At 39.2% G+C, this 24,624-nt stretch carries 26 protein-coding genes and 3 tRNA genes; 10 read left to right on the top strand and 19 right to left on the bottom strand.

The window, feature by feature from the left end; translation table 11 throughout:
• The first annotated feature begins 192 nt into the window (after positions 1-192).
• Positions 193-957, top strand: a complete 765-nt coding sequence (locus AAFN64_RS02525; RefSeq protein ID WP_300486100.1) for an alpha/beta hydrolase — start codon at positions 193-195, stop codon at positions 955-957.
• A 69-nt stretch (positions 958-1,026) separates the two neighbouring features.
• A complete protein-coding gene (gene yihA, locus AAFN64_RS02520) occupies positions 1,027-1,644 on the top strand; it encodes a ribosome biogenesis GTP-binding protein YihA/YsxC (protein ID WP_300486098.1) in 618 nt (205 codons plus the stop codon).
• Positions 1,645-1,675: 31 nt separating this feature from the next.
• On the opposite strand, the gene gldC is transcribed toward yihA, so the two are convergent.
• Positions 1,676-2,014, bottom strand: coding sequence for a gliding motility protein GldC (gene gldC, locus AAFN64_RS02515; protein ID WP_300486096.1), 339 nt, complete (start codon positions 2,012-2,014; stop codon positions 1,676-1,678).
• Positions 2,014-2,973: a gliding motility lipoprotein GldB gene (gldB, locus tag AAFN64_RS02510; RefSeq protein WP_347759177.1), complete on the bottom strand. Its 960-nt coding sequence runs from the start codon at positions 2,971-2,973 to the stop codon at positions 2,014-2,016. Before gldB ends, gldC begins: the two co-directional genes overlap by 1 nt.
• 148 nt (positions 2,974-3,121) lie before the next feature.
• Between gldB and nadE the strand changes: the two genes are divergently transcribed.
• Positions 3,122-3,928 carry an NAD(+) synthase gene (gene nadE, locus AAFN64_RS02505; RefSeq protein WP_347759176.1) on the top strand — a complete coding sequence of 269 codons (807 nt, stop codon included), beginning with the start codon at positions 3,122-3,124 and terminating at the stop codon, positions 3,926-3,928.
• 77 nt (positions 3,929-4,005) lie between these two features.
• Positions 4,006-4,635, top strand: coding sequence for a response regulator transcription factor (locus AAFN64_RS02500; protein ID WP_136402182.1), 630 nt, complete (start codon positions 4,006-4,008; stop codon positions 4,633-4,635).
• Here the strand turns inward: AAFN64_RS02500 and dnaG are convergent.
• The 6 genes from dnaG to rlmN form a co-directional block, all read right to left on the bottom strand.
• On the bottom strand, positions 4,632-6,614 hold the full coding sequence (gene dnaG / locus AAFN64_RS02495; RefSeq protein ID WP_347759175.1) for a DNA primase: 1,983 nt from the start codon (positions 6,612-6,614) through the stop codon (positions 4,632-4,634). The genes AAFN64_RS02500 and dnaG overlap by 4 nt on opposite strands.
• Before the next feature lie 111 nt (positions 6,615-6,725).
• Positions 6,726-7,769 carry a hypothetical protein gene (locus AAFN64_RS02490; RefSeq protein ID WP_347759174.1) on the bottom strand — a complete coding sequence of 348 codons (1,044 nt, stop codon included), beginning with the start codon at positions 7,767-7,769 and terminating at the stop codon, positions 6,726-6,728.
• Positions 7,770-7,805: 36 nt separating this feature from the next.
• The gene (locus AAFN64_RS02485; RefSeq protein WP_347759173.1) at positions 7,806-8,501 is read right to left on the bottom strand and encodes a hypothetical protein; all 696 of its coding nucleotides are present in this window, start codon (positions 8,499-8,501) and stop codon (positions 7,806-7,808) included.
• The gene (locus AAFN64_RS02480; RefSeq protein ID WP_347759172.1) at positions 8,488-9,048 is read right to left on the bottom strand and encodes an RNA polymerase sigma factor; all 561 of its coding nucleotides are present in this window, start codon (positions 9,046-9,048) and stop codon (positions 8,488-8,490) included. The genes AAFN64_RS02485 and AAFN64_RS02480 overlap by 14 nt, the downstream gene beginning before the upstream one ends.
• 135 nt (positions 9,049-9,183) lie before the next feature.
• Positions 9,184-10,164, bottom strand: coding sequence for a polyprenyl synthetase family protein (locus tag AAFN64_RS02475; protein WP_300486080.1), 981 nt, complete (start codon positions 10,162-10,164; stop codon positions 9,184-9,186).
• Positions 10,165-10,429: 265 nt separating this feature from the next.
• Complete coding sequence (rlmN, locus tag AAFN64_RS02470) at positions 10,430-11,479, bottom strand: 23S rRNA (adenine(2503)-C(2))-methyltransferase RlmN (RefSeq protein ID WP_300486078.1); 1,050 nt, start codon at positions 11,477-11,479, stop codon at positions 10,430-10,432.
• A gap of 78 nt (positions 11,480-11,557) precedes the next feature.
• On the opposite strand from rlmN, the gene AAFN64_RS02465 reads away from it, so the two are divergent.
• Entirely contained in the window at positions 11,558-12,199 is a 642-nt protein-coding gene (locus tag AAFN64_RS02465; RefSeq protein WP_347759171.1) for an O-methyltransferase, read from the top strand.
• Between the two features lie 102 nt (positions 12,200-12,301).
• Here the strand turns inward: AAFN64_RS02465 and AAFN64_RS02460 are convergent, their stop codons facing one another.
• The 7 genes from AAFN64_RS02460 to AAFN64_RS02430 all read right to left on the bottom strand — a co-directional run bounded on the left by AAFN64_RS02460 (position 12,302) and on the right by AAFN64_RS02430 (position 18,385).
• The gene (locus tag AAFN64_RS02460; protein ID WP_347759891.1) at positions 12,302-12,871 is read right to left on the bottom strand and encodes a phosphatase PAP2 family protein; all 570 of its coding nucleotides are present in this window, start codon (positions 12,869-12,871) and stop codon (positions 12,302-12,304) included.
• On the bottom strand, positions 12,871-13,170 hold the full coding sequence (locus AAFN64_RS02455) for a twin-arginine translocase TatA/TatE family subunit (protein ID WP_136402173.1): 300 nt from the start codon (positions 13,168-13,170) through the stop codon (positions 12,871-12,873). The genes AAFN64_RS02460 and AAFN64_RS02455 overlap by 1 nt, the downstream gene beginning before the upstream one ends.
• A 105-nt stretch (positions 13,171-13,275) precedes the next feature.
• Positions 13,276-15,543, bottom strand: a complete 2,268-nt coding sequence (locus AAFN64_RS02450) for a M1 family metallopeptidase (RefSeq protein ID WP_347759170.1) — start codon at positions 15,541-15,543, stop codon at positions 13,276-13,278.
• Positions 15,544-15,555: 12 nt separating this feature from the next.
• Positions 15,556-16,059, bottom strand: coding sequence for a DUF6702 family protein (locus AAFN64_RS02445; RefSeq protein WP_300486070.1), 504 nt, complete (start codon positions 16,057-16,059; stop codon positions 15,556-15,558).
• 15 nt (positions 16,060-16,074) lie between these two features.
• Positions 16,075-16,866, bottom strand: a complete 792-nt coding sequence (locus tag AAFN64_RS02440) for a hypothetical protein (protein ID WP_347759169.1) — start codon at positions 16,864-16,866, stop codon at positions 16,075-16,077.
• A complete protein-coding gene (locus tag AAFN64_RS02435) occupies positions 16,856-17,599 on the bottom strand; it encodes a hypothetical protein (protein ID WP_300486066.1) in 744 nt (247 codons plus the stop codon). Before AAFN64_RS02435 ends, AAFN64_RS02440 begins: the two co-directional genes overlap by 11 nt.
• A 39-nt stretch (positions 17,600-17,638) precedes the next feature.
• Positions 17,639-18,385, bottom strand: coding sequence for a hypothetical protein (locus AAFN64_RS02430; RefSeq protein WP_347759168.1), 747 nt, complete (start codon positions 18,383-18,385; stop codon positions 17,639-17,641).
• A 169-nt stretch (positions 18,386-18,554) separates the two neighbouring features.
• Between AAFN64_RS02430 and pepE the strand changes: the two genes are divergently transcribed.
• A complete protein-coding gene (pepE, locus tag AAFN64_RS02425; protein ID WP_347759167.1) occupies positions 18,555-19,262 on the top strand; it encodes a dipeptidase PepE in 708 nt (235 codons plus the stop codon).
• A gap of 48 nt (positions 19,263-19,310) precedes the next feature.
• Here pepE and AAFN64_RS02420 read toward each other — a convergent pair.
• The 3 genes from AAFN64_RS02420 to AAFN64_RS02410 form a co-directional block, all read right to left on the bottom strand.
• Positions 19,311-19,386, bottom strand: a tRNA-Gly gene (locus AAFN64_RS02420).
• A gap of 36 nt (positions 19,387-19,422) precedes the next feature.
• A tRNA-Gly gene (locus AAFN64_RS02415) sits at positions 19,423-19,495 on the bottom strand.
• Positions 19,496-19,533: 38 nt separating this feature from the next.
• A tRNA-Gly gene (locus AAFN64_RS02410) sits at positions 19,534-19,606 on the bottom strand.
• A 328-nt stretch (positions 19,607-19,934) separates the two neighbouring features.
• On the opposite strand from AAFN64_RS02410, the gene AAFN64_RS02405 reads away from it, so the two are divergent.
• From AAFN64_RS02405 to AAFN64_RS02390, 4 genes are all read left to right on the top strand, one after another.
• Positions 19,935-20,528, top strand: a complete 594-nt coding sequence (locus AAFN64_RS02405) for a Crp/Fnr family transcriptional regulator (RefSeq protein WP_347759166.1) — start codon at positions 19,935-19,937, stop codon at positions 20,526-20,528.
• Between the two features lie 146 nt (positions 20,529-20,674).
• On the top strand, positions 20,675-21,523 hold the full coding sequence (locus tag AAFN64_RS02400) for an alpha/beta hydrolase-fold protein (protein ID WP_347759165.1): 849 nt from the start codon (positions 20,675-20,677) through the stop codon (positions 21,521-21,523).
• 170 nt (positions 21,524-21,693) lie between these two features.
• On the top strand, positions 21,694-22,131 hold the full coding sequence (locus AAFN64_RS02395; protein ID WP_300491365.1) for a GNAT family N-acetyltransferase: 438 nt from the start codon (positions 21,694-21,696) through the stop codon (positions 22,129-22,131).
• 62 nt (positions 22,132-22,193) lie between these two features.
• Positions 22,194-23,789, top strand: a complete 1,596-nt coding sequence (locus AAFN64_RS02390; protein ID WP_347759164.1) for a L,D-transpeptidase family protein — start codon at positions 22,194-22,196, stop codon at positions 23,787-23,789.
• On the opposite strand, the gene AAFN64_RS02385 is transcribed toward AAFN64_RS02390, so the two are convergent.
• On the bottom strand, positions 23,778-24,488 hold the full coding sequence (locus tag AAFN64_RS02385; protein WP_300491362.1) for a murein L,D-transpeptidase catalytic domain family protein: 711 nt from the start codon (positions 24,486-24,488) through the stop codon (positions 23,778-23,780). The two genes, AAFN64_RS02390 and AAFN64_RS02385, sit on opposite strands and share 12 nt — an antisense overlap.
• Positions 24,489-24,624 lie beyond the last annotated feature (136 nt).

The raw sequence follows: 24,624 nt of genomic DNA, 5'->3' as shown, positions 1-24,624 counted from the left end.
ACCCAAAACCCAAAAAAAATCACCCTTTTTTGATTTTTATTTACAAAAATCAACTGATAATTAACAGGTTACTGTTACAAAAACGCGTTACAATTTCTTAAAGGCAAAGTATTTTCGATTTTACCTTTCAAAACTTCTTATTTCTTTAGAAAGTCCTATATTTGTGAGAATTTGAAACCGTATCATAAATACATGGAGCATACGTTAAAAAAAGAGGGCAAATACCGTTATTTTGAAGCAGGAGAAGGCACGCCTATCATTATTTTACACGGACTAATGGGTGGACTGAGTAACTTTGACGGAGTCGCTGATTTTTTTCCAAAACATGGCTACAAGGTTGTTATTCCCGAGTTACCACTTTACACCAACAGTATTTTAAAAACCAACGTGAAGGCTTTTTCAAAATTTGTAAAAGACTTTATTACGTATAAAGGCTACGAAAAAGTAATCCTTTTAGGAAATTCCCTTGGCGGTCATATCGCCCTATATCACACTAAAATGTATCCGGAAAAAATGGCCGGACTGGTGATAACCGGAAGTTCCGGACTTTATGAAAGCGCTATGGGCGAAAGCTATCCGAAACGCGGCGATTATGACTATATCCGAAAAAAAGCGGAGGATGTTTTTTACGATCCGAAAGTTGCCACTAAAGAAATTGTTGACGACGTGTATGCGACCGTGAACGACCGAATGAAACTTTTAAAAACGTTGGCGATTGCCAAAAGTGCAATTCGTCATAATATGGCTAAAGATCTTCCGAAAATGGATACGCCAACCGGAATTATCTGGGGACGAAACGACAAAGTAACGCCACCGGATGTAGCCGAAGAGTTTAACCGACTTTTGCCAAATTCCGATTTATACTGGATTGACAAATGCGGACATGCCGCGATGATGGAACATCCGGACGAATTTAACCGACTAATGTTGGAGTGGCTCAAAAAAGCCAACTTATAATATACTTTCATTCGGTACTCCAAAAAAGTACCGAATGCTTTTTTAAAACAAATCTGAAATCCGGAAACCATGAAAATTAATACTGCCGAATTTGTCATCAGTAATTCTGAAGTAAGCAAATGCCCGAAAGAACCTTTACCGGAATACGCTTTTATCGGACGATCCAACGTTGGAAAATCTTCGTTGATCAACATGTTGACCAACCATAAGAATCTGGCAAAAACTTCGGGAAGACCCGGAAAAACGCAATTGATCAACCACTTTAAAATCAATAATAACTGGTTTTTGGTCGATTTACCAGGTTATGGTTATGCGCGTGTTTCGAAAAAAGCAAAAGAAACGTTCCAACAATTTATCACCGATTATTTCGAAAAAAGAGAACAATTGGTTTGTGCCTTTGTTTTGATTGACATCCGATTGGAAGCCCAGAAAATCGATTTGGAATTTATCAATTACCTTGGTGAAATCGAAGTGCCGTTTTGTATCATTTTTACCAAATCCGACAAAATCAGTAAAGGAAAAGTGGAACAAAATATTGCGGCATATCGCAAAGCATTATTGGCGAATAATTGGGAAGAAATGCCACAGCATTTTATCACCTCTTCGCTAGACGTTGTTGGCCGCGAACCGCTATTGGATTTTATCGATGGCGTGAACGACGGTATTTTTAAAAATAATGATCTATAAAAAAAGCGGTTTTTCAACCGCTTTTTCTTTTTTATTTTTTACCCAATTCCAGCTTTTCTGCAAAATAATCGCAGAAGTCCCGCATGGTTTCCGTCATTTTTTCGTCATCGGTAGCACGGTGATACGTATCCGCCATAGCCACTAAAGTCTGATGAAAAAACACTTTCATTTCATCTACCGGCATGTCTTTTGTCCACAGGTTGATTTGTAATGTTTCCTGCACTTTACTATCCCACATTGCCAACAACATTGCTTTGGCTTCGGCAGCTTCTACACCACCATCCTGTGCTTTCCATTTTAATTTTTCCGGAACGCGGTTTTCGTCCAGTTCAATTTGTATTTTTATTTCGGATTTAATATTCTTTGCCATTATTTTTTGGGTTTGTATTTTGAGTTATCAAATATTTCTTTTGCATCGGTCACCAGCAATTGCTGTAAGTTTACGTCCGGATTGTTTTTCATATACGAACGTACAATTTGCCATCCCAACCAGGTTCCAACTCTTCCCGGTGATTCCGCATCAATTTCCAGATAGAATTTGGAAAAAGGCGCCGTCGATATAAAACGTTGTGTTAGTTTCGGATTGGTATCGTACAATAGTTTTTCGTTTACCAGATATTTCCACATTTCCGATTCGTTTTCCTGACACCATTTTAGTTGTTCTTCGGTATACGCAATTTTATCCGCATCCGACATATCCGGCAACATCAGGTCTTTCATGTACAACTCTTTGCCAAAATAGATCATTTGCGCCAATAGGGAACGATCGTCTGTTGTCTTTATTTTTTTAGCCGCCAAGCTCGCCACGATATCCGGCATCATTTGCGACGGTTCGAAGTTTTGTTTGTAATACTGTGGGAATTCATACAAACGATTGTCTTTCCCCAAATACATATCTAATGAGATGATCACTAGACTATCCGCAAAAATAGCTTTGTTCTCATAGTCCATTTCCGATATCAATGTAACCACTTTCGGCGTTTTATATTCCGGGAAGTAATATTGAATGTGTTTGAACAAATCCACCAGATCACCTTCAAAGGCATTGTTGTTTGGATATTTTTTCTTTACCTCGCCATATAATTCGCGGTTTAACGGATTTTGCATTCTATTGGTCCAAACCGTATCGGGATTCCCTGCCGGGAAAAAATAATGGAATTCCCGTTTGATTTTTGGAAAATCGGAAACCGGAGATTCGTAAAAAACCTTATCAAATCGTTCGATTTCTACCTTCACCGGGATCTTATCCACTTCCTTTGCCACTTTATCTTCCTTTTTACAGGCGATCAGTACCAAAACCATAAAAACCCCTGTCAAATATTTTTTCATGCCTCTGTGAATTTATAATTAAGTTTTAGCCCTATTCCTATTTGATTGCATCACTCGGATAATCACGGCTAATTTTTTGTTATTTTTATCGCAATTATTTTTTTGCAAATATAACATTACCGTTTTATAAAATCTTCATAATATTTCTATGGTCCCTACAAACTCCTTTCAAGCTGAAAAAATCAACCTGCATATTGTAAACTGGCTAAAAGATTATGCCACTCAAGCCCGCGTTAAAGGTTTTGTTGTGGGAATATCCGGTGGAATCGATTCGGCCGTAACCTCAACGTTATGCGCGCAGACCGGTTTACCGACTTTATGTGTGGAAATGCCGATCCACCAGGCCGCCAGTCAGGTTTCAAGAGGTCAGGAACATATTGATCAGCTTAAAAAACGTTTTGAGAATGTTTCCAGTGTGATTTCTGATCTGACTCCGGTTTTCGAAAACTTTAAACAACAAGTCCCATCTTCGGATAACGAGGCCATTTTAAACCTTACTCTAGCCAATACCCGCGCCCGACTGCGCATGACCACGCTTTACTATTTTGCCGGATTGCATAGTGCCTTGGTTGCCGGAACCGGAAACAAGATCGAAGATTTCGGCGTAGGCTTTTTTACCAAATACGGAGATGGCGGTGTTGATTTAAGTCCGATTGCCGACCTGATGAAATCGGAAGTTCGTTTATTGGCACAATACCTAAATGTACCCGGTAGCATTATTCAGGCAAAACCTACAGACGGGTTATTTGGAGACGACCGAAGTGACGAAGATCAGTTGGGCGCGAGCTACGATGAATTGGAATTTGCTATGCTAGCATACAAAAATGGTAAGACTGAAAACGATTTTGTAGGAAGAGAACACGAAGTTATGAGAATTTACCGTAGACTTAACACTGCTAACCAACACAAAATGAACCCAATACCGGTTTGCAACATCCCTGAAGATTTGAAATAATTTTCTTTCACTGATTATCAATCGTTTATATTTTTTTTAGTAACTTTACAGATAATTACTATTAAAACCTATTGAAGATGATAAAAGTTTGTTTAGCAGATAATCATCCCGTCGTTCAGTATGGGGTGAAGTCCTTTTTCAAGGATAATTCGGAGATCAATTTTGTCGGAGTTGTTAGTAATTTATATGGCCTAGAGGAATTACTACGGAAAAAGAACGTAGATGTCGTTGTTTTAGATTTGGAATTGGACGGTTTAACGAGCATTAGCACCGTTAAAACCTTAACCAAAGAGTACCCGAACACTAAGATTGTTATTTTTACAAATTTAGCTGAACAAATTTACGCACCCAATGCATTAAAAGCCGGTGTTTCGGCCTATATGCATAAAAACTCGAAACTGGAAGAATTAGAGTTTGCCATAAAAAGCGTCTTTGTCGGGAACATTATCTTTAGTGAGGCCGTTCGTAAAAACCTTGCACTTCTAAACAAAGGACGTAAAACCGACAGACTTTACCGCAAATTATCATCCCGGGAAATCGAAGTATTACGCTATTTAAGCGATGGAAAGAAAAACAAGGAGATTGCCAAACTGTTGAATTTAAACGAGAAAACAATTAGTACCTACAAGCTTCGTTTACTAACCAAATTACATGTAACGAATCTGGTAGACTTGGTCAATAAGGCCAAAACATTAGAAATCGTCTAGCTGTAACGCGACATTACGCGTCCCAGCTTTTTTGAAAAAGTATTGATCAATTTTTGGTAGTCTACTGCCATCATCAGGATTTCCGAATTATCTGCCGTAACTTCCATACTAAGGGAGTTTTTAAGGTCGTTAATAATCCTGTCTACTAAAAACCAACGTAAAGTCAGTATGGTTTCTGAAACGTATTGACTTATCGTTTGGTTTTTCTGTTTTACAATAATCTGTTGTACTTCCCAGTTATGCAATGCCTCGCGCTCATCTTCCATTAAGATATTTGTCACTTCACGTGCCAGTTCCGGCTCCAGTCGCATTAAATATTGCTCTATTTCAAAGGTTTCATTCTGATGATAATAATTGATCAGGTGATTATAAATCGCCCGGAACGATTCGTTACCCAATTCAACCTCATCTTCCTGTAAACTCAGGTAAATTCGGTGGTACACTTTATAATTGTTCATTTCACTTACTTCCGTCATCTCACCTTCTTCATTCGCTTTTAGAATAACGTCTTCAAATTCTTCTACAGCATTTCCATATAGCAACAGAATTTCGATCAGTTTGCGTTCCAGTTCGTACAGTACATCTATTTTTGACGCCTGTATGCTCTCCTGGTTTTTAACCACTTCGAAAACTTTTTCCTTTTGCTCCTGTTTTAGTTTTTTTCCGGCATCGGCTACATCTTTTTGCACCATTTGCGCCAGCGTATCCACCAAAACCTGTTCGGAAATGTCCATAATTCGGGAACATTCCTGTATATATACTTCGCGTTTGATACGATCCGGAATCTTGGAAATACTCGTGACCATGTCGCGAATCAGTTCGGCTTTTTTAATCGGATCGTTATTGGCTTCCCGCATTAAAAGCGAGGCTTTAAACTGAATAAAATCCTTGGCGTTTTCGTCCAGATAACGTACCAATTCGTCATATGGCGTTTTTTTAGCAAAACTATCCGGGTCTTCTCCATCGGGAAACGAACATACTTTTACGTTCATTCCGGCTTCCAGAATAAGATCCACCCCGCGAACAGACGCACGCAAACCTGCCGCATCACCATCAAAAAGGACTGTAATATTTTTGGTCAGACGGTTTACCAGTCGAATCTGATCGGGTGTTAAAGCCGTACCGGACGAAGCGACTACGTTTTCGATTCCGGCCTGATTAAACTGAATCACATCGGTATACCCTTCCACCAGATAACAATTATCCTGTTTGGCGATAGCCTGTTTGGCATGGAAGATTCCGTATAGTACTTTACTCTTATGATAGATATCACTTTCAGGTGAGTTGAGGTATTTGGCCGCTTTTTTATCGTTGGTCAATATACGACCGCCAAACCCCAATACGCGCCCAGACATACTTTGTATCGGAAACATCACCCGTCCCTTAAAACGGTCGAATTGCTTGCCTTCTTTTACAATTGTAAGTCCGGTTTTGTCCAGATATTCCAGACGATATCCCTTACCGAGCGCTTCTTTTGTAAACGCATCCCAGGTTTCAGGCGAATATCCCAATCCAAATTTTTTGATTGTTTCGGCGGTAAATCCTCTTTCTTTAAAATACGAATAACCTATGGCTTTTCCTTCTTCGGAAAGCGTCAGGATATTGTGAAAATATTGCTGTGCAAATTCGGAAACCAGATACATACTTTCTTTTTCATTGGCTTCTTCCTTTTCTTCATTGGATTGCTCCGTTTCTTCGATCTCGATATTGTATTTTCTCGCGAGGTAACGAATGGCTTCCGGATAAGAAAAATGTTCGTGCTCCATTAGAAACGTCACTACATTTCCACCTTTTCCGGAACTAAAATCTTTCCAGATCTGCTTTACCGGCGAGACCATAAAAGACGGTGATTTTTCGTCCACAAACGGACTCAACCCTTTTAGGTTGCTTCCCGCTCGCTTTAACTGGACAAAATCGCCAATTACTTCCTCAACCCGGGCTGTTTCGAAAACGGTATCTATAGTATTCTGTGCAATCATAGTCCGACAAAGATACGATACGGGAGTTATTCTATACAAATATGTATAGACTAAAAAACAAAAGGTGCCCATTATGAGCACCTGATAAAAAAAGTATAACTAACCTAATTTTTAATTGAAGTCAAAACGCAATCCCAATGAAATGTTGTTTTGCTTTGTAGCATTATCTTTAAATAACGGATTCAGATCGTATTTTAGATATAAAGACATCGAACGATACCCTACATAAGTACTCAAACCGTATATAAAACCGTTGGTATTAAAACCACTATTTTGGGTTTCTTCAATATCATAACCATCGCGTTCGTATTCCAAAAACTGTTTGGTATTCAGATTAGCACCGATATATCCTCCAATTCCGGCACGAAAATTCTGATGTGTTCTAAAAACTTTTTCACCTTTATCATTGGTCTTAACCGGTGTAAAATCAAATTCCAAATGCACCGGGAAGATTAGTTGCACGTTGCGCAATCTGGATTCTTTTAACCATACCGATGAAGGCGCAAGATCAGTTTGATCATAGTTTTTCACGAAGTACTGATTATCCGAAGGTCTAAGATTGTTGTACACCGCCGAAAATCCGTATTTTAAATGTAACAGGTTATCGTTTTTTGCCAATCGCGTATTCAACGTTAATCCGACTTCATAAAAATGGGATCCCCAATATCTGAATTTTGAATTTGCCAAAGCTCCATCGGTCATAACATTGTTAACACCTCCTGCAACGACCAACTGTGTTGTGGTTCTTTTTTCTCCGGACTTAAATTTATTTTTACCCTTTTTATACTTTACTACGAAATAACCTTCTTCATCTGTTTTCGTTGTATCACGCTCTTTGATTTTACCATCTACCTGTTCTTTAACCAACAGGTTTAAGTTGGCTTCCTCTACCGCTACACGTTCTTCGATTCGCTTGGCGTGGTAATTGGCGGCTTCTAATTTTTGCGTATCGGCTTCTTCACGGGTAATCTGATTTTGCTCCCAACGCGCATTAATACTGTCTACCTTGTTTTTTAGGATGGCTTTTTCCTCTTTGGTAATTCTCTCGATATTGGCGGCAATTACTTTTGCACGGTTTTCAAAGTTTTCCTGAGCGTGGATTTTCGTCACCACCAGGCATACGAAAGCCACTACATAAAAAATAATTTTCTGCATAATTCTAAATTTTAACTATTCGATTTATTGATTGATTTATTCGGTATTGCGATTCGCTACAGCCGATTTTACGGTTTTAAAATTCCGATTGATCGTCTGAAATACACCTTCGCGATAGTCGGTAGTGATTTCTCCTTCAACAGTACTTAACAGGGAATTGGCGTCGACTTTTACATTCCCTTTTTTAATCGTACTTTTTGTTGGAGCATTTTTATCTACCGATGCCAGCAAGCTTTCCACATCCACCGTGGTGGTTGTCTTTTTGATTTCTTTTGGCGGTGTTACTTCAACAATTTGTATTTCCGGAGCGGTTGTTGTTTGTTGCCCGATAGCGGTACCGGATTGTGCTTTCACTATTGACTTAACATTTGTTTTTACAACAGCTGCAATGTTGCTCTTTTCATTTTTAACAGATTCCGAAACAACTTCTTCTATTGCCAAAGGTGTTGTATTGATTTCCGACGTTATTGAATCCTGCTTTTGTTTAGCAACCGTTTTTATTGTTTCTTTTATTTTCAGATCTTCTTTTTGTTGTTCCATTAATAAGGTTCCCACGAACAACATTCCGACAAAAACCGCCGCCATAGACAACCATTTGTAGCTACGCTTCGGCTTTTTCTTTTCGGAAACCGAAAGCATCGCATCCAATCTGTCCCATGCCATTTCAGAGGGTTGAATCTTTCTTGAATTCAACTTATCTCTGAAATCCTCTTCTAATTTATTCGGTTCCATTTTGATAATTTTTTAGTTTGTTAATTTGTTCCTGCAACATTTTCCGGGCGTGCGAAAGTTGTGATTTCGATGTTCCTTCGCTAATTCCCAACATTTTTCCGATTTCCTGATGCTTATACCCTTCAATCGCATAAAGATTAAAAACCATACGATAACCGTCGGGTAATTTATCGATCAGAAACTGGATATCGTCTACCGACAATTGGCTTTCGATATCGTTGAACCGCTCTTCAAAATAACTTTCGTCTTCGGTAAATTTTACCGGTTTTTGTACCCGGATGTGTGAGATACATTCGTTAACCATAATCCGTCGTATCCATCCTTCAAAACTGCCTTTATGTTCGAATGCTTTTAAATTGGTAAACACTTTCATAAAAGCGGTGATCATCACATCTTCCGCCAGATGAACATCTTTTAAATACTGTCGGCAAACACTTAGCATCTTCGGAGCAAAAAGCGAATATATCTTATGCTGTGCATGTCGATTGTTGTCGACTGCCAACGCGATTAGTTCCTTTTCTTCCTGATGTAGGTTGATTACTCTCAAAATAATTATCAGATGTTTCTATTACTATAGACGGGCTTGCTCTGTAAATGGTTGTATGGGATATACAAAAAAGTTTAAAATTTTTGAAAAACACTGAAAAACAAGCTTTTACAGTGCTATTATTTTAAAAAAAATTTATTTTTTTCTTTCGATCACGTAGTTCACCATTAACGTTAGTGCGTTTTTATAAGGTGAATCCGGGAAATTTTGCAGTAATGAAAGTGCCTCCTGTTGAAATTGCACCATTTTTTGCTCGGCGTAGATTAGTCCGTTCCGTTCTTTTACAAAAGCAATGACTTCGCGAACGCGTTTCTTGTCTTTATTATGGTTTTTGATGGAATTAATGCACCAGTTTTTTTCTTTGGTCGTACAATTGTTAAGTGCATAAATCAACGGAAGTGTCATTTTTTGTTCTTTGATGTCGATTCCCGTCGGTTTCCCGATGGCATCATCGGTATAATCGAAAAGATCATCTTTGATCTGGAATGCCATTCCGATCAATTCTCCGAATTTCCGCATCCGCTCTACCACTTCAGTATCTTCGGGTTTTACCGCACAGGCTCCCAAGGCGCAACAAGCCGCAATCAGCGTAGCCGTTTTTTGTCGGATGATTTCATAATAAACGTCTTCCGTAATATCCAGTCGTCTTGCTTTTTCGATCTGAAGCAATTCGCCTTCACTCATTTCACGAACAGCAACGGATATGATCTTTAACAAATCGAAATCATTGTTGTCGATCGAAAGCAATAATCCTTTGGACAACAGGTAATCGCCCACCAAAACGGCGATTTTGTTTTTCCACAAAGCATTGATCGAAAAAAAGCCACGGCGACGGTTACTATCATCAACGACATCGTCATGAACCAAAGTGGCGGTATGGATTAATTCGATAACCGACGCACCGCGATAGGTACGTTCGTTAACGGTTCCGCCGGAGACCATTTTTGCCGTTAAGAAAACAAACATCGGTCGCATTTGTTTCCCTTTTCGGTTTACAATATAATAGGTAATTCTGTTGAGCAAGGCAACCTTTGAGGACATCGATTCATGAAACTTCTTTTCAAAAAGTTCCATTTCTGTACCAATCGGTTGTTTTATTTGCTCTACAATTTTCATCGGTTTCAAATATACCAATTTGGTCGGAAAGTAAAAAATGATAATTTTTATACTAAACTTTATTTTTTTACGTTAGTATATAATTACCAACAAATCATTCGTCCTATTTTACAGGAAAAACAATCTGATCAATAAGGCTGTCGAAAATGATTTTATGTTGATCAATATATAAAGCGTAATAGCTTTATCCCGGAAAAGAAACTTCGATTATCACTTTAGATTACATGGTTATTACCATTGAAAAAGCCCCTTTAAGGGGCTTTTTTTATGCTTCTGCTTCTTTGTTGGCCAACTGACCGCAAGCCGCATCGATATCTTTTCCACGACTTCGTCGCACTTTTGCTACAATATCGTTTCGTTCCAACGCACTAATATAAGCGTCGATTGCCGCTGCCGGAGCCTGTTGAAATTCACCATCGTCGATTGGGTTGTATTCAATCAGGTTTACTTTACACGGTACGTATTTACAAAATTTAACCAATGCATCGATCGATTTTTTATCATCGTTGATTCCTTTCCACACCACATATTCGTAGGTTACGCGGCTTTTGGTTTTGGAATACCAATATTCCAGACTTTCGCGTAAATCTTTTAACGGGAAATTTTCAGAAAAAGGCATGATCTGCGAACGGGTTTCATCGATAGCCGAGTGCAATGAAACAGCCAGTTTGAATTTTACTTCGTCATCCGCTAATTTTTTGATCATCTTCGGAATCCCGGACGTCGAAACAGTAATACGTTTTGGCGACATTCCCAAACCTTCCGGAGAAGTGATCATATCGATTGCTTTCATTACGTTATTGTAATTCATCAACGGTTCGCCCATCCCCATAAATACAATATTCGACAACGGACGGTCAAAATAAAGTTTACTTTCGTTGTCAATTGCTACGACCTGATCGTAAATTTCATCCGGATTCAGGTTTCGCATTCGTTTTAAACGCGCCGTAGCACAGAAGTTACAATCCAGACTACATCCTACCTGACTGGATACACAGGCAGTTGTTCGCGTTTCGGTCGGAATCAAAACACTTTCCACTATCAATCCATCGTGTAAACGAACCGCATTTTTTACCGTACCGTCTTCACTACGTTGCATCTGATCGACCTTAATATGGTTGATCACAAAATTATCCTCCAACATCTGCCGCGTTGCTTTGGCGACATTGGTCATATCGTCAAATTTATGCGCGCCTTTATTCCATAGCCATTCGTATACCTGGTTGCCGCGAAATGCTTTGTCGCCCTGAGCTACAAAAAAATCGCGTAACTGCTCTTTACTTAACGCTCTAATATCTTTCTTTTCCGTTTGCATGGCACAAAGTTAGTAACAATTTGTATAATTGGTCGTTTCTGCTTTTGGTAATTTGTAATTTTGTAAAAAATTTACGTTATGCATTTTATCTCCGAGACTTTAGAAGATTATGTAGCGGCACATTCCGAAAACGAACCGGCTTTGCTCGCCGCCTTAAATAAGGAAACCCACCAGAAAATCCTGCAACCCCGTATGTTGAGCGGTCATTTTCAAGGGCGTGTTTTGAGTATACTTTCCAAATTGATTCGCCCGAAGTCCATTCTGGAAATCGGAACCTATACCGGTTATGCCGCGTTATGCCTGGCGGAAGGTTTAGTTGAAAACGGTACTTTGGACACTATCGATATCAACGAGGAGTTATTCGATTTCCAGCGCAAATATTTTGATCAATCAGAATGGAAAAACCAGATTCACCAACATTTGGGGAATGCTTTGGAAATTATTCCGGGATTAAATAAAAAATTTGATCTGGTTTTTATCGATGCCGATAAAGAGAACTATATCAACTATTTCCAGATGATCGTTCCGTTAATGAATAAAGGCGGTGTTATTTTATCGGATAATGTATTATGGTCCGGTAAAATTCTGGAAACGGTAAAAGCCAATGATAAGAGTACTAAAATATTACTGGAGTATAACCAGCTACTAAAAGACGATCCAAGAGTCGAAACGGTTTTATTGCCGATCCGCGACGGATTGACCGTTAGCCGTGTACTTTAAAACAGAAAAGGGATTACAAATTGTAATCCCTTTTCTGTTTAGATGCGATGCAGACCTGACAGGTTTCTCAGCGGTTTGCAAAAAAACCTGTCAGGTCTAAAATTATATACTCTCCGGAAAATATTTTTTCCGATATACTTCATATATTTTTGAAAACAAATAACCGGTTCCGATTCCGAAAATATAGCCGGAAAGAATGTCTCCCGGGAAATGCAATCCAAGGTAAATACGGCTATAAGCAAAGATCAATGGAAACAGGAAAAACAAAAAGGCATATTTGTAGTATTTCCGTAGAATCAACACTATAAATGTAGTCGATGCCAATGAATTGGCCGCATGTCCCGAAAAATAACTAAACGAGGAACTTTGTTTAACCAAACGAATAATGTCTTTGGTTTCCGGATCGTTACACGGACGCAAACGCTGTACGCTGTTTTTTACCAGATTCGTCATCTGATCGGTAAATGCGATCAATAAGGCTAGAGAGAAAATCACCAATAACATGTGTTTCCAACCCAGTTTTTTGTACAACAGATAGAATACATACAGAAATATTGGTGTCCAATAGGCTTGTTTGGTAATGATCAGCCAGAGTCCGTCAAAACGTTCGGAACCCAAGCCATTTAAAAAAACCAGTAATTGTTTGTCGAGTTGAATTAAATGCTCCAAGATTACATTTGTCGTTTTATCGGTCCGGAAATATCTTCAATATCCTCTTTGGCTTTATCAATTTCTTTTCGAATACCGCCGGTCAGATCCAAATCCAGATCTTTGGTAAAATCCAAATCTTTGGTTAAGCCGTTTTCTTCAGCACTTTTTTGAATTTCGTTTTTAATGTCGTTGGTTGCGTGCTTAATCTGCGCCATCCCTTTCCCAAGGGTTCTTGCGATTTCCGGCACTTTATCCGAACCAAATAACATTAAAACGACTAATATAATAAGGAATATTTCTCCGCCTCCGATACCAAACATTGTCTATAAGTTTGAAAGTTATAAGTAGCAAATTTACGAAGTTCCGTTTTTATTTCCCGGTTTTTGACTTTTATTAACACAAAAGCACTCTTTCGAGTGCTTCTATTAGTTTTTTTCAAACTGATCAAACTTCGATTTTGGTGTTTCTTTAGGCCATACGTTGTTAGTCACATCGATATCGGCCGTTTGCAGTTTTGGATCCAGTTGTATCTTTTTAACCGGTTTTTCGGTCGCAAAAACGCGTTTTACCACTTCGTTTCCTTTGCGCCAGATTTGTACCGGAAATACATAATTTTGAATTGTTCCGTCTTCAAATTCCAAATCCACAAGGATTGGCATCATCATCCCTCCCGGTTTTTCGAATTCAACTTCGTAAAAATATTTCGGTGCTTTTAAGCTTTTTCGATCTTCCGGTGACAAGGTTTCCACATAATCGTTCAGTAGTTTTACGTCCTGAATGACAAATGGTTTTTTTATACCCGGTTTAAAATCTTCACTACTATCGGACACCAAATACACAAATGGTCCGTTGTCTTGTAGAAAGCGTCCTCTTTTGGCTGCAAAATCTTTCATTTCTTTGGTTGGTTCTTCCGACACATAGAATTGTTTTACATTTTTGATTCCAATATCTACATAATCGGTCGAGTAAAACCAGCCTTTCCAAAACCAATCCAGATCAACAGCCGAAGCGTCTTCCATCGTACGGAAAAAATCTTCCGGTGTCGGATGCTTGAATTTCCAACGGTTGGCATAGGTTCTAAAAGCATGATCAAATAATTCATGCCCCATGATGGTTTCGCGTAGTATATTTAATCCGGTAGCCGGTTTTGCGTAGGCATTGGCACCAAACTGATGGATCGTTTCCGAATTGGACATAATCGGTTCCAAAAATCGTTGATCACCACTCATATACGGTACGATTTTAGCCGCCGGTCCTCTGCTTGACGGGAAGTTTTTATCCCAACTTTGTTCGGTAAGGTATTCCAGAAAGGTGTTTAATCCTTCATCCATCCAAGTCCACTGACGTTCGTCGGAGTTAACAATCATCGGGAAAAAGTTATGTCCTACTTCGTGGATAATTACCCCCATCATACCGTATTTTAATCGGTCGCTCACAAAACCTTTTTCATCAGGACGTCCGTAATTCCAACAGATCATCGGGTATTCCATTCCCTGGTCTTCGGCCGAAATGGATACGGCTTTCGGATACGGATAATCAAAGGTATAGCTGGAATAGCTTTTTAGCGTATGTGCTACCACACGGGTAGAATACTGTTCCCATAACGGGTTCGCTTCCGGTGGATATAAGGAAATGGCCATGACGTTTTTACCGCCAATTTTTACCGCCATCGCATCGTAAATAAATTTTCGCGACGTCGAAAAAGCAAAGTCCCGTACGTTGGTCGCTTTAAATTTCCATGTTTTTTTCTGATCCGAAACGGTTTTGGATCGTTGTTCGGCTTCGGCCTGCGTCACTACGATAACCGGGTTATCATAGGAACTTTCGGCCTGTTGGTAGCGTTTTAGCTGTTCGGCTGTAAAAACCTCTTTTCTATTTTGCAGTTCACCGGTGGCTTCCATTACGTGATCGGCCGGAACGGTTATACTCACTTCAAAGTTACCAAACGGCAAGGCAAATTCTCCTTCGCCCCAGAACTGCATGTTTTGCCATCCTTCTACATCGTTATAAACAGCCATACGCGGATAGAACTGTGCAATTACATACAGGTTGTTTCCATCTTTATCAAAATGTTCGTATCCGGAACGACCTCCGTCCACTCTATAATTGTTGATGTTGTACCACCATTTTATCGAAAACGAGATTTTCTCACCTTTTTTAAGGGTTTTATCCAGGTCGATACGCATCATGGTCTGATTGATTGTATATTTCATCGGATTCCCTTTGGCGTCTTTTACAAATTCGATGTTATAACCACCCTGAAACGGCTGTTGCATGAATTTCTTTGTAAATCCGTCGGGCGTCATCGCGCCATCCATTCGCTGGTTTTCCACCAATGGCGATTTGGAATCGGGTTTCTTTTCGTTCTGATCCAATTGCACCCATAAATAATCCAACGGATCGGGTGAATTGTTATAATAGGTGATCGTTTCTTCGCCGCTCAGACGGGTATTTTTATCGTCGAGTTCGACTTTGATTTTATAATCTGCCTGTTGCTGGTAGTAAGCCGGTCCGGGTGCTCCGGATGCGGTACGGAACATGTTTGGAGTTGCCATTTGGGTATACATCTGGCTAAACTTGTTCGTGTCGTAATGTCCGGGTTCTCTTTTACCCGAATTTTTTGTATCCTGGCCCATGGTCATTAAGGGAATTGCCAAAGCCAGTATTGAAAAAACAGATGCCGATTTTTTCATGGTTATAACAGTCTAATATTCAATTTTTTCTTTTGGATTACTATTGGTCAGCAAAAGACTCTTTTTGTTACTATTTATATTCGTATGAATGATATTTTGCTGATCCGGATATATTTCCGTCAGTGCCGTATTGTACACTTCTACCGATGTAATTTTTTCGGTTACCGGCACAGTCAGATAACAAATCACAACATCGTCTTCGGTTTCCCGTCCGAGAAATCGGATCGCCTTTTCCGTATTATTAATGCGGATATGCAATTTATCGGTCAGGTATTTTTTTAAAAGTTCTTCCGCTTCCGGAGCTTCTTTTGTAGTGGCCAGATAAATCTTTTTCTTAACTTTTCGTTCGAGGGCTTTTTCCAAATCGTCTGTAAAAATCCGCGCGGTTATCTGCAGGGCTTTTTTTTCCGGCACATAATTAACCTGGTAGATGGAGACATAGAATTTATGAAATCCCGCTGCGCTAAGACTCAACAATAGCAGGAATAAAAAACCGTATCGCAACAACTTTGTCATCCTCCAAAGATAGTATTATTTCTTTTTCGCCTGTTGATACGTTTTATTTTTACTGATCAGATAATCGATCAGTTCAAATTCGTGTTGCGGCTCCAATAATTCACGGGTAAGCGCACCTTGATCGCAATAGGTTAAAAAAGGTCCGATATCGTCTTTTTTAAGTTTTAAGACATCGGTAAAAAATGGCGTGGATACTCTTTCTCTTACCGCATCGGCAAAAATCTTATCGGTTACAAAAGTAGCAGTTCCGGTATCGGTTTTGCGTTTGGATTTGAAGAGGCGACCCACCATTTCCCCCACCTTAATAAAGTCGACACCCGTGAGCGGGCTCATACTGGTAATTACCGGCGGTGTAGTAGGTCGGGTCAGATAATCGGTTTTAAAATCGGTCTGAAATAAGGTATTCTCCGATACGGCTATCCGCTGGCTTCGATCTTTTAATTTTCGGGTATCCCGTTCCAAATCCCCGGAAAGTCGTTTTACAATTACTTCGTTTAGCTGGTTTACCTCAACGGTAAGTCGGATTCGAAGAATTTGCATGTCGAAATCTCTTTTTTCCAATACAACCATCAGCGGACTAAAGGAAAGGCTCGAAAAAACCAGTGTATCTTTCGCCCGGGCATAAATTTCGAATTCCCCCATTTTACCGGTATTCGTTTTAATACGGGTTGCCGTGTTCAGAATCGTAATATTTTCGGCATCGAGACTATCGATTTGTATCTGACCTTTTAGCAGTTCCCGGGTAGTGGTTTGTGAAAACGCTTGAAAAGTCAGTAACAACAGGATAAGCAGCAGTTTATTTTTCATCTGTAATTATTTTTCGGTATTGCACGGCCAGTTCATTCAGATAAAACGTAGCCAGTGTTTTGTTTTTGGCTTTTATCGCTGCTGTAAATCGTTCGTTTTCGACAGCATAAAAGATAAATCCCTGTACATATTCCTGTGGAATTTTTAAGGTATTTACAAAATACTCTTCGTCATACATCCCTTCCAACTTTTGTCGGAACAGTTCTTTTTTCTCTATTTCAACTTCTTTTTTCAGCATCGATGTCCGTCCGGAAAACCAGTTTAACAACGGATCAAGACCTACAACCGTATTCGTTCCTATTTGCGCATCGGTTCCGGTGGCTGTTTTTAATTTTCTTTCGGCCGGCGTGTATTTTTTCTGTCCTCTCGGAACCAATCCCAAACTTTCCGAATTGATATTCCCATATTCATTGATCACGACCTCTTTTAACTGGCGTATCATCACGTCTAATTTGACATAGAACAACTCCTCGTTAAAATCCTTTTCCTCCAGTCGGATTTGCCGACCTTTAAATTGGACTGCCGAAAAAATCAGCGTGTCATTCGGTTGGGCCATTATTGCAAAAAAGCCGCCTTTTTCGGTCACTACCGCTTTTTCCGTTCTTTTATTGATCACGTGAATACCGTCCAACTCCGATGTCGCAGCCATAACTTTCCCTTTCAGGACTTTTGTATTCTGTGCGTATGAAGTTACAGAAATTACCAATAAAATCAAAGGAAAAATCTTATTCATTTGTTGCGCCTTTTCGCAATATGCTTTTTTACCGGACATTTATTCGGAAATTAATTTTTTATATTTTACAGCCAGCTCCGTTAGTAAAAAAGTCGCCAAAGTCTTATTTCTTTCGTTTACCGCTTTTTTAAAACCGGCATCATCCATCGCATACAACCAGAAACCGTCCACGTACTCCTGTTGAATTTTAAGTTCGTCTGTCACAAAAGGCTCCTGGAACCAGCCTTTTAAACGATCCATTAGCATTTCGCGCTGTTCAACGGATAGTTCCTTTTTAAGTCGTTCGGTTTTTCCCGTTATTTTATTAATAATCGGATCAAAGGGCAAAGCACCTCCCAATAGATTTAGCAATTGTATCGGTTTAAAATCGCCCGCTGTTTTTAACTTGCGTTCAGCCGGCGTATATTGTTTTTGTCCCATCGGCACAATTCCGAGGCTTTCGGAAGTAATACCACTTTTTTCAATATAGACTTCGCTTAATTTATTCACTTTGGCTACCATTTTCAGCAATAGTTCCCCATCTTCAAAATCAATTTCTTTGACGGTTATCTTTTTTTCTTCATATTGAATAGACGAAAATTGTATCACATCTCCGGCCGCAGCGGTTATGGTAAAACTTCCGTCTTTACGGGACAATACATGCTTTTCCGTGGTCAGATTCACAACTGAAATCCCTTCTACATCACCATTTGTTTCGGCTATAAGTTTTCCTTTCAGCGGTTTTTCATTTTGAGCCGAAAGCAGGGTGGTACACATCAATAAAAAAAAAAGTAGTTGGTGTTTCATTCAAAGTTTTTTATTCTTTATTAAATTCGAATATATTGGGTAAAAATATTTGCTTATTCTCCAAATTTATTGCCAACAACTTTGTAAAAATTTGTTAAAAGCGAGAATTTCACATTTGACTTTCTTTTTGTAATTAAATGTATCTTTGACCCAAACCGAACCCAACACCATGAAAAAACTTATAATTGCCAGTACTTCAACACTTCACAGCGGAAGTTACCTGGACTATCTTTTACCCACTTTGGTTGCGCATTTTAAAAATGTAACAACCTTGTTATTTATCCCTTATGCCCGTCCCGGTGGGATTTCGCATGAAGCGTATACCGAAAAAGTACGCGAGGCATTTTCCAAAATCAATATTGCCGTAAAAGGAATTCACGAATATGAGAATCCGATCGAAGCTGTAGCTGTCGCAGAAGGTATTTTTACCGGTGGTGGAAATACGTTTTTATTGGTTAGTCAATTATACCAAACCAAAGTTATCGACGCACTGGAAACTGCTGTCAAAAACGGAACACCTTATCTTGGCACCTCAGCCGGAAGTAATATTTGCGGACTAACGATGGGAACAACTAACGATATGCCAATTGTATATCCACCGAGTTTTAAAACATTGGGATTCGTTTCCTTTAATATCAATCCACATTATTTGGATCCGGATGTTAATTCGACCCATATGGGCGAAACCCGTGAAACCCGCATTAACGAATTTCATCATTTTAATTCGCAGTCGGTATTGGGATTGCGCGAAGGAAGCTGGTTGGAAGTAAGCGGAAATACGATTCTACTTAAAGGAGCGCTACACGCCCGTTTGTTCCGTCAGAATCAGGAACCGGAAGAAATTGCCCCTGAAAGCGATTTAAGCAATCTGAAATAACACCAGTATAAAACAAAAAAACCGAAACAAATGTTTCGGTTTTTTTTATGGAGCGGAAGACGAGGCTCGAACTCGCGACAACCAGCTTGGAAGGCTGGAGCTCTACCAACTGAGCTACTTCCGCATTTAATGGTTTTTAAAACCCCATCAGGTTTTTCAGAGCGGAAGACGAGGCTCGAACTCGCGACAACCAGCTTGGAAGGCTGGAGCTCTACCAACTGAGCTACTTCCGCATTTAATGGTTTTTAAAACCCCATCAGGTTTTTAGCAGAGCGGAAGACGAGGCTCGAACTCGCGACAACCAGCTTGGAAGGCTGGAGCTCTACCAACTGAGCTACTTCCGCTTTTGTGAGTGCAAATATAATTAATAATTTTACTCCCCTGCAATTTTTTTCTAAAAAAAATTAAAATCGGCAAAGGTCGCTTTCGGACATTGTTTCGACAGTTTAAAACACCCGACAAAACAAGGCTTCGCGCCGAACCGCACCATTCTTATTTTCAATTATTTAAGTCAATCACTATTTAAAAAGGCATTTCAAACCACACCAATTCCCTATTCATTTTTATCAAAAAATAGTTTTAAAAAACATCAAAAAATAAAAAATGGCGGTCAAAAATCAGTTACTTTTTTAAAAATACTGTCCCTTGATTTTGTAATTTAGTGCTATCAAAATGGAAAATACCCCAAATCGTATGCCTGTAAGTTCCTTCCGCTCCAATCTTGAAAGTACCGCTCTTCTAACACCCGAAAGTATTGCGTTATTGGAAGCACTTTGCCACGAAAGCAGCATTTCCAAAAACAGTTCGCTTTTAACCGCGGGTAGTATTCCAAAACACTATTACTATGTAGTAAAAGGTCTTTTTGCTTATTATTTTCTGACGGATAACGGCGAAAAGGTTATTAAAAAATTCTTTCCCGAAAATACATTTATCGCGTCGGCATCGGCATTGCTAACACAAACGCCCGGTCATTTTTCGATTGAAGCGTTGGAAGACAGTATCGTTTTATCCATTCCGGCCGATCGTTTTAAAGCATTAGTGACAGAACGACACGACATCGCCCTGTTTTACATTAATTATCTGGAAAAAAACTGGATTATCGAAAAAGAGATGTTGGAAATTTCCGCAAAATCCGACGATGCCAAAGTGCGTTACGCTACCTTTCTGACTTCCTATGCTGCGATAGTACCGCGACTCAAACAACATCATATCGCTTCCTTCCTTGGCATTACGCCCACTCAGTTGAGTCGTATCAAACTAAAATAAAAATCCGACCTCAACATATGTAACTGTTTTTCTTTTTTATTTCGGATACTTTTGCCCGATTACAGTACACTGAAATAAAAAAATAAAGCCTGATATTTGGAAACCCGTTAAAAATCATTCAACCTAAAAAAGTAAATACCTATTATATGAAATACCTCTTAAAAAATCTACTACTAGCATGCTTTCTACTACTCGCTACTAATATAGCTGTACAAGCTCAGGATAAATCCTTAATCATTGGAAAAGCGGATGTTTTATTTTCTAAAATTTTAAATGAAAACCGAACCATCAATATTACACTTCCGGAAGGATATCACGATGATCCTAACGCAAAATACCCGGTGATTTATATTCTTGACGGTGGTATGGAAGAGGATTTTATACATCTAGCAGGCATCGTACGCTTCAGTTCCCAATCGTGGGTGAATCGGCTACCCGGTTCCATTGTGGTTGGAATTGAAAACACAAACCGAAGAAGAGATTTTACTTTTGCCGTAACCAACACCGATTTTATCGAAAAAGAAGGTTTTAAAAAGAGTAGCTTTCCGCAATATGGTGGCTCGCAACATTATATGGATTTCCTTGAAAAAGAACTACAACCGTATATAGCGAAAAACTACCGTACCAACGAGCAAAAAACCGTCATCGGAGAATCATTGGCCGGATTAATAGCTTCCGAAATTTTAATCAAACGTCCGCAGTTGTTTAGCAATTATATAATTATCAGTCCGAGTTTATGGTGGGGCGAACAAGCTTTATTAAAAAATGCCGGAACGTTACTGTCCAAAAATTTAAAAAATCCGGTTACGATCTATATTGGCGCTCCAAGTAAAGCCGAAGATCTGAAAATGTATCAGGAAGTAGAATCGCTATACCAGACCATCAAAACGCATCAAAATGCAAAAGTAATTTTCGACTATATGCCAGACGAAACACACGCTACGGTTATTCACCAGGCGGTTTACAATGCTTTTAAAATGCAGTCCAAAAAATAAATTCCCCGGCTTTATCGCCATTCAAAATGTTGCATAGGAATACTTTTTTGACACCATTTTAAAAAAAATAGTTTTTTCGAAGCAACTATTTCATTTTTCCTGCATCTATGTTATAATTATATTATGTGTCAAAATAATTATATTGTCTGAATTTATTCAGAAGAGCAAAAATGGTTTTCGTAAAAAAAATCAACAGCAATACTACTTTTCAGGTACGTCAGCCGGTTTTACGACCGGGTAAGCCTGTAGAAAGTTGTATTTTTGAGGGAGACGATTTGGAAACAACTACACATTTGGGGTTATACAACAACAGTAAACTCGCTGGAATTGTTTCCATTTTTGCCTCCTGCCACAAATTATTTCCTCAGGTTGGGCAATTTCAGCTCCGGGGAATGGCAGTTTTGGACGAATTCCAAAAAAAAGGATATGGGGAACGCCTTGTTAGCGAAGCAGAATGCTGTATAAAAGAACAGAACGGTTCCCTTATTTGGTTTAATGCGCGGGAAGCTGCTGTCGATTTCTATAAAAAAATGGGATATGAAATTGTCGGTGATGCTTTTGACATTCCAACAATCGGCATACATTTTGTTATGAGGAAAATGGTATAAAAACCTACACGTTTTTTAGTTTGCTATTATTTTCGTAACTTATAGAATAAATTTATATGACTATGTTGCAACGCTACTGTCTATTATTGGTTCCCATGTTTCTTTTTGGCTGCAAAAAGGAACCGGCTGCTATTGCAGACAAACAAATTACACACAAAGACACGGTAAAAGTGGCACCGCTTGCTTTTCCCGAAGCCATTGCAATTGATTCCGCTTATTTTGCCAATAGTTCGGATGTTGTAAAGCAATTCTACAAAAACAACCTGTATAAAACCGTATGGACACTGGAAAAGGATCGCACCGCCTTGAGCGAATCCATTAAAAACAGTGAACTGGACGGCCTGAATCCGGACGATTACAACTTTGGTGCGATTACTGAGCACGACAACAATCATAAAAATCTGGCCGAAAAAGACCTGATTGCGAATGATATCCTTCATACGGAAATCTTCTATAAACTGGCCAGTCATTTGTACAACGGCAAACTGGAACCGACCAAATTATATTCCGACTGGGATATGTATCCGAAAGAAATCGACCTTAACCATAAATTACAATATGCGCTAAAAAATCATACCATTCTGGAAAGCCTGGATTCACTAAAACCAAAGCATATCGCCTATTTAAGACTAAAAGATGCGCTTCGCAAAATCGAAAGCATGCCGAATGACAATCTTAAAAATATTGCCGTTAAGGACAAATTGATTCCCAACGATACCAATGCGGCTATAATCGACGTCAAAAAGCGACTGGCCTATTGGGGCGACTATAAAAAACCGGATTCCCTGACAAAAGTTTACGACGATAAAACACAGTCGGCTGTAAAAAAATTCCAGAAACGACACGGCTTAACACCCGATGGCGTAATCGGAAAAGGAACCGTAGCCGCGATGAATCTTTCGAAAGCACAACGAAAAAAACAAATCATAGCCAATCTGGAACGTTGGCGTTGGTTCCCTAGGGATTTAGGCGAAAGCTATGTGATTATTAATATTCCAGATTTTAATTTATATCTGGTTAACGACAACGATACAATCCAGAATCACCGGGTGGTTGTGGGACGTGCCAAAAGACGTACGCCGGTATTATCGTCAAAGTTCAGTAATTTGGTGATCAATCCTACCTGGACGGTTCCACCAACTATTTTAAAAGAAGACCTGACACCATCGGCGAGCAGAAACCTGAATTATTTTGCCTCAACCGGAATCACCATTTACGACATGAAAGGAAATGTGGTTAGTCCGGAAAACTGGAATGCCGGAAAATCCAACAATTATCGCTATGTGCAAAAACCGGGATCGAATAATTCTTTAGGATTGATCAAATTTAATTTTAGCAACAAACACCTGGTTTATCTACATGACACCAATCACCGGGATTATTTTAAACTCAATAACAGAGCGTTAAGTTCGGGATGTATTCGTGTAGAAGATCCATTTAAATTGTCCGGATTTATTCTGGAAAAAGAAGAAAACAACTGGAGTAAGGAACGTGTGGATAAAATGATTGCGTCTAATAAAACGCAAAGTATTGTATTGAAAAAACCCACCTTTGTGCATCAGCTGTATTGGACAGCATGGATGGACAAAGACGGGCTTCAATTCAGAAACGATATTTATGATCTTGATTTCGAACTCTACGCCAAGTTACGAGATTAGTTTTGATTTATTCTCGTAATTACGTGACGGGTGATAAATAAAAAGACAAGATTGATCTTTTATTAAATTGATAATTTCTTTGTGAAGGGCAACCGGAACGGCAGGACATCCCTGACTTCTTCCCAATCGGCCTTGTTTTGAAATAATGTTTTCATTGGCATAATCAGCACCATGCATTACAACGGCACGATTGCGCGCATTGTCATTGATCCCGTATTCCAATCCATCCAAACGCAAAGACATTCCGTGTTTGCCCTGGTAAACTTCACCGGTAGCATAAAAACCTAAACTGCTCTTAAAGGAGTTGTTTTCGTTAGAAAACTGCGTAGCAAATTCGTCACCGCTGTTACGTCCGTGCGATACTACCGATTGCAGTAAAATGGTGTTGGTAGCCATGTCGATCACCCAAAGTCGTTTTTGAGCGGAAGACAAACTAAAATCGATTAAAGTTAAAATATCTTTTTTGATAAGCCCTTGTTCCTTCAACTGGTAAAAACCTTCCAATGCTTTGGAAAAACTTTCCAGTTTTGGCATTGCAAACGTCTGTGGATTGAGCGCTGTGTATAAATTTTTAACTTTTAATTCAAACGAAGCTTTCGCGTTGGCCGCTACTAACTTTGGTGGGTCTGTTTCCTTTGTGCTTAGTGGTTTAAAAGACAACAAAAAAAGGAACAAAACCGGCAAAACTCTATAAGCCATTGATACTCTATTAATTATATTACTGTGTGTCGAGCCCAAAAATATAGATAAATTTTAAACAACCAAATGTTTTTTATCATTTACCCCCTAACTTTAACATTTTAATTCCGTTTTATCACATTTTAACATTTAAAAC

The sequence above is a fragment of the Flavobacterium sp. CAU 1735 genome, from assembly GCF_039888695.1.
Classification (GTDB): domain Bacteria; phylum Bacteroidota; class Bacteroidia; order Flavobacteriales; family Flavobacteriaceae; genus Flavobacterium.
This window is presented reverse-complemented; position numbering and strand designations above follow the sequence as displayed.

Bases quoted from the DNA above. Each gene is read 5' to 3' on its own strand.
- AAFN64_RS02525 (WP_300486100.1), top strand. From the start codon at position 193: ATGGAGCATACGTTAAAAAAAGAGGGCAAATACCGTTATTTTGAAGCA.
- yihA (WP_300486098.1), top strand. From the start codon at position 1,027: ATGAAAATTAATACTGCCGAATTTGTCATCAGTAATTCTGAAGTAAGC.
- gldC (WP_300486096.1), bottom strand. From the start codon at position 2,014: ATGGCAAAGAATATTAAATCCGAAATAAAAATACAAATTGAACTGGAC.
- gldB (WP_347759177.1), bottom strand. From the start codon at position 2,973: ATGAAAAAATATTTGACAGGGGTTTTTATGGTTTTGGTACTGATCGCC.
- nadE (WP_347759176.1), top strand. From the start codon at position 3,122: ATGGTCCCTACAAACTCCTTTCAAGCTGAAAAAATCAACCTGCATATT.
- AAFN64_RS02500 (WP_136402182.1), top strand. From the start codon at position 4,006: ATGATAAAAGTTTGTTTAGCAGATAATCATCCCGTCGTTCAGTATGGG.
- dnaG (WP_347759175.1), bottom strand. From the start codon at position 6,614: ATGATTGCACAGAATACTATAGATACCGTTTTCGAAACAGCCCGGGTT.
- AAFN64_RS02490 (WP_347759174.1), bottom strand. From the start codon at position 7,769: ATGCAGAAAATTATTTTTTATGTAGTGGCTTTCGTATGCCTGGTGGTG.
- AAFN64_RS02485 (WP_347759173.1), bottom strand. From the start codon at position 8,501: ATGGAACCGAATAAATTAGAAGAGGATTTCAGAGATAAGTTGAATTCA.
- AAFN64_RS02475 (WP_300486080.1), bottom strand. From the start codon at position 10,164: ATGAAAATTGTAGAGCAAATAAAACAACCGATTGGTACAGAAATGGAA.
- rlmN (WP_300486078.1), bottom strand. From the start codon at position 11,479: ATGCAAACGGAAAAGAAAGATATTAGAGCGTTAAGTAAAGAGCAGTTA.
- AAFN64_RS02465 (WP_347759171.1), top strand. From the start codon at position 11,558: ATGCATTTTATCTCCGAGACTTTAGAAGATTATGTAGCGGCACATTCC.
- AAFN64_RS02455 (WP_136402173.1), bottom strand. From the start codon at position 13,170: ATGTTTGGTATCGGAGGCGGAGAAATATTCCTTATTATATTAGTCGTT.
- AAFN64_RS02450 (WP_347759170.1), bottom strand. From the start codon at position 15,543: ATGAAAAAATCGGCATCTGTTTTTTCAATACTGGCTTTGGCAATTCCC.
- AAFN64_RS02445 (WP_300486070.1), bottom strand. From the start codon at position 16,059: ATGACAAAGTTGTTGCGATACGGTTTTTTATTCCTGCTATTGTTGAGT.
- AAFN64_RS02440 (WP_347759169.1), bottom strand. From the start codon at position 16,866: ATGAAAAATAAACTGCTGCTTATCCTGTTGTTACTGACTTTTCAAGCG.
- AAFN64_RS02435 (WP_300486066.1), bottom strand. From the start codon at position 17,599: ATGAATAAGATTTTTCCTTTGATTTTATTGGTAATTTCTGTAACTTCA.
- AAFN64_RS02430 (WP_347759168.1), bottom strand. From the start codon at position 18,385: ATGAAACACCAACTACTTTTTTTTTTATTGATGTGTACCACCCTGCTT.
- pepE (WP_347759167.1), top strand. From the start codon at position 18,555: ATGAAAAAACTTATAATTGCCAGTACTTCAACACTTCACAGCGGAAGT.
- AAFN64_RS02405 (WP_347759166.1), top strand. From the start codon at position 19,935: ATGGAAAATACCCCAAATCGTATGCCTGTAAGTTCCTTCCGCTCCAAT.
- AAFN64_RS02400 (WP_347759165.1), top strand. From the start codon at position 20,675: ATGAAATACCTCTTAAAAAATCTACTACTAGCATGCTTTCTACTACTC.
- AAFN64_RS02395 (WP_300491365.1), top strand. From the start codon at position 21,694: ATGGTTTTCGTAAAAAAAATCAACAGCAATACTACTTTTCAGGTACGT.
- AAFN64_RS02390 (WP_347759164.1), top strand. From the start codon at position 22,194: ATGTTGCAACGCTACTGTCTATTATTGGTTCCCATGTTTCTTTTTGGC.
- AAFN64_RS02385 (WP_300491362.1), bottom strand. From the start codon at position 24,488: ATGGCTTATAGAGTTTTGCCGGTTTTGTTCCTTTTTTTGTTGTCTTTT.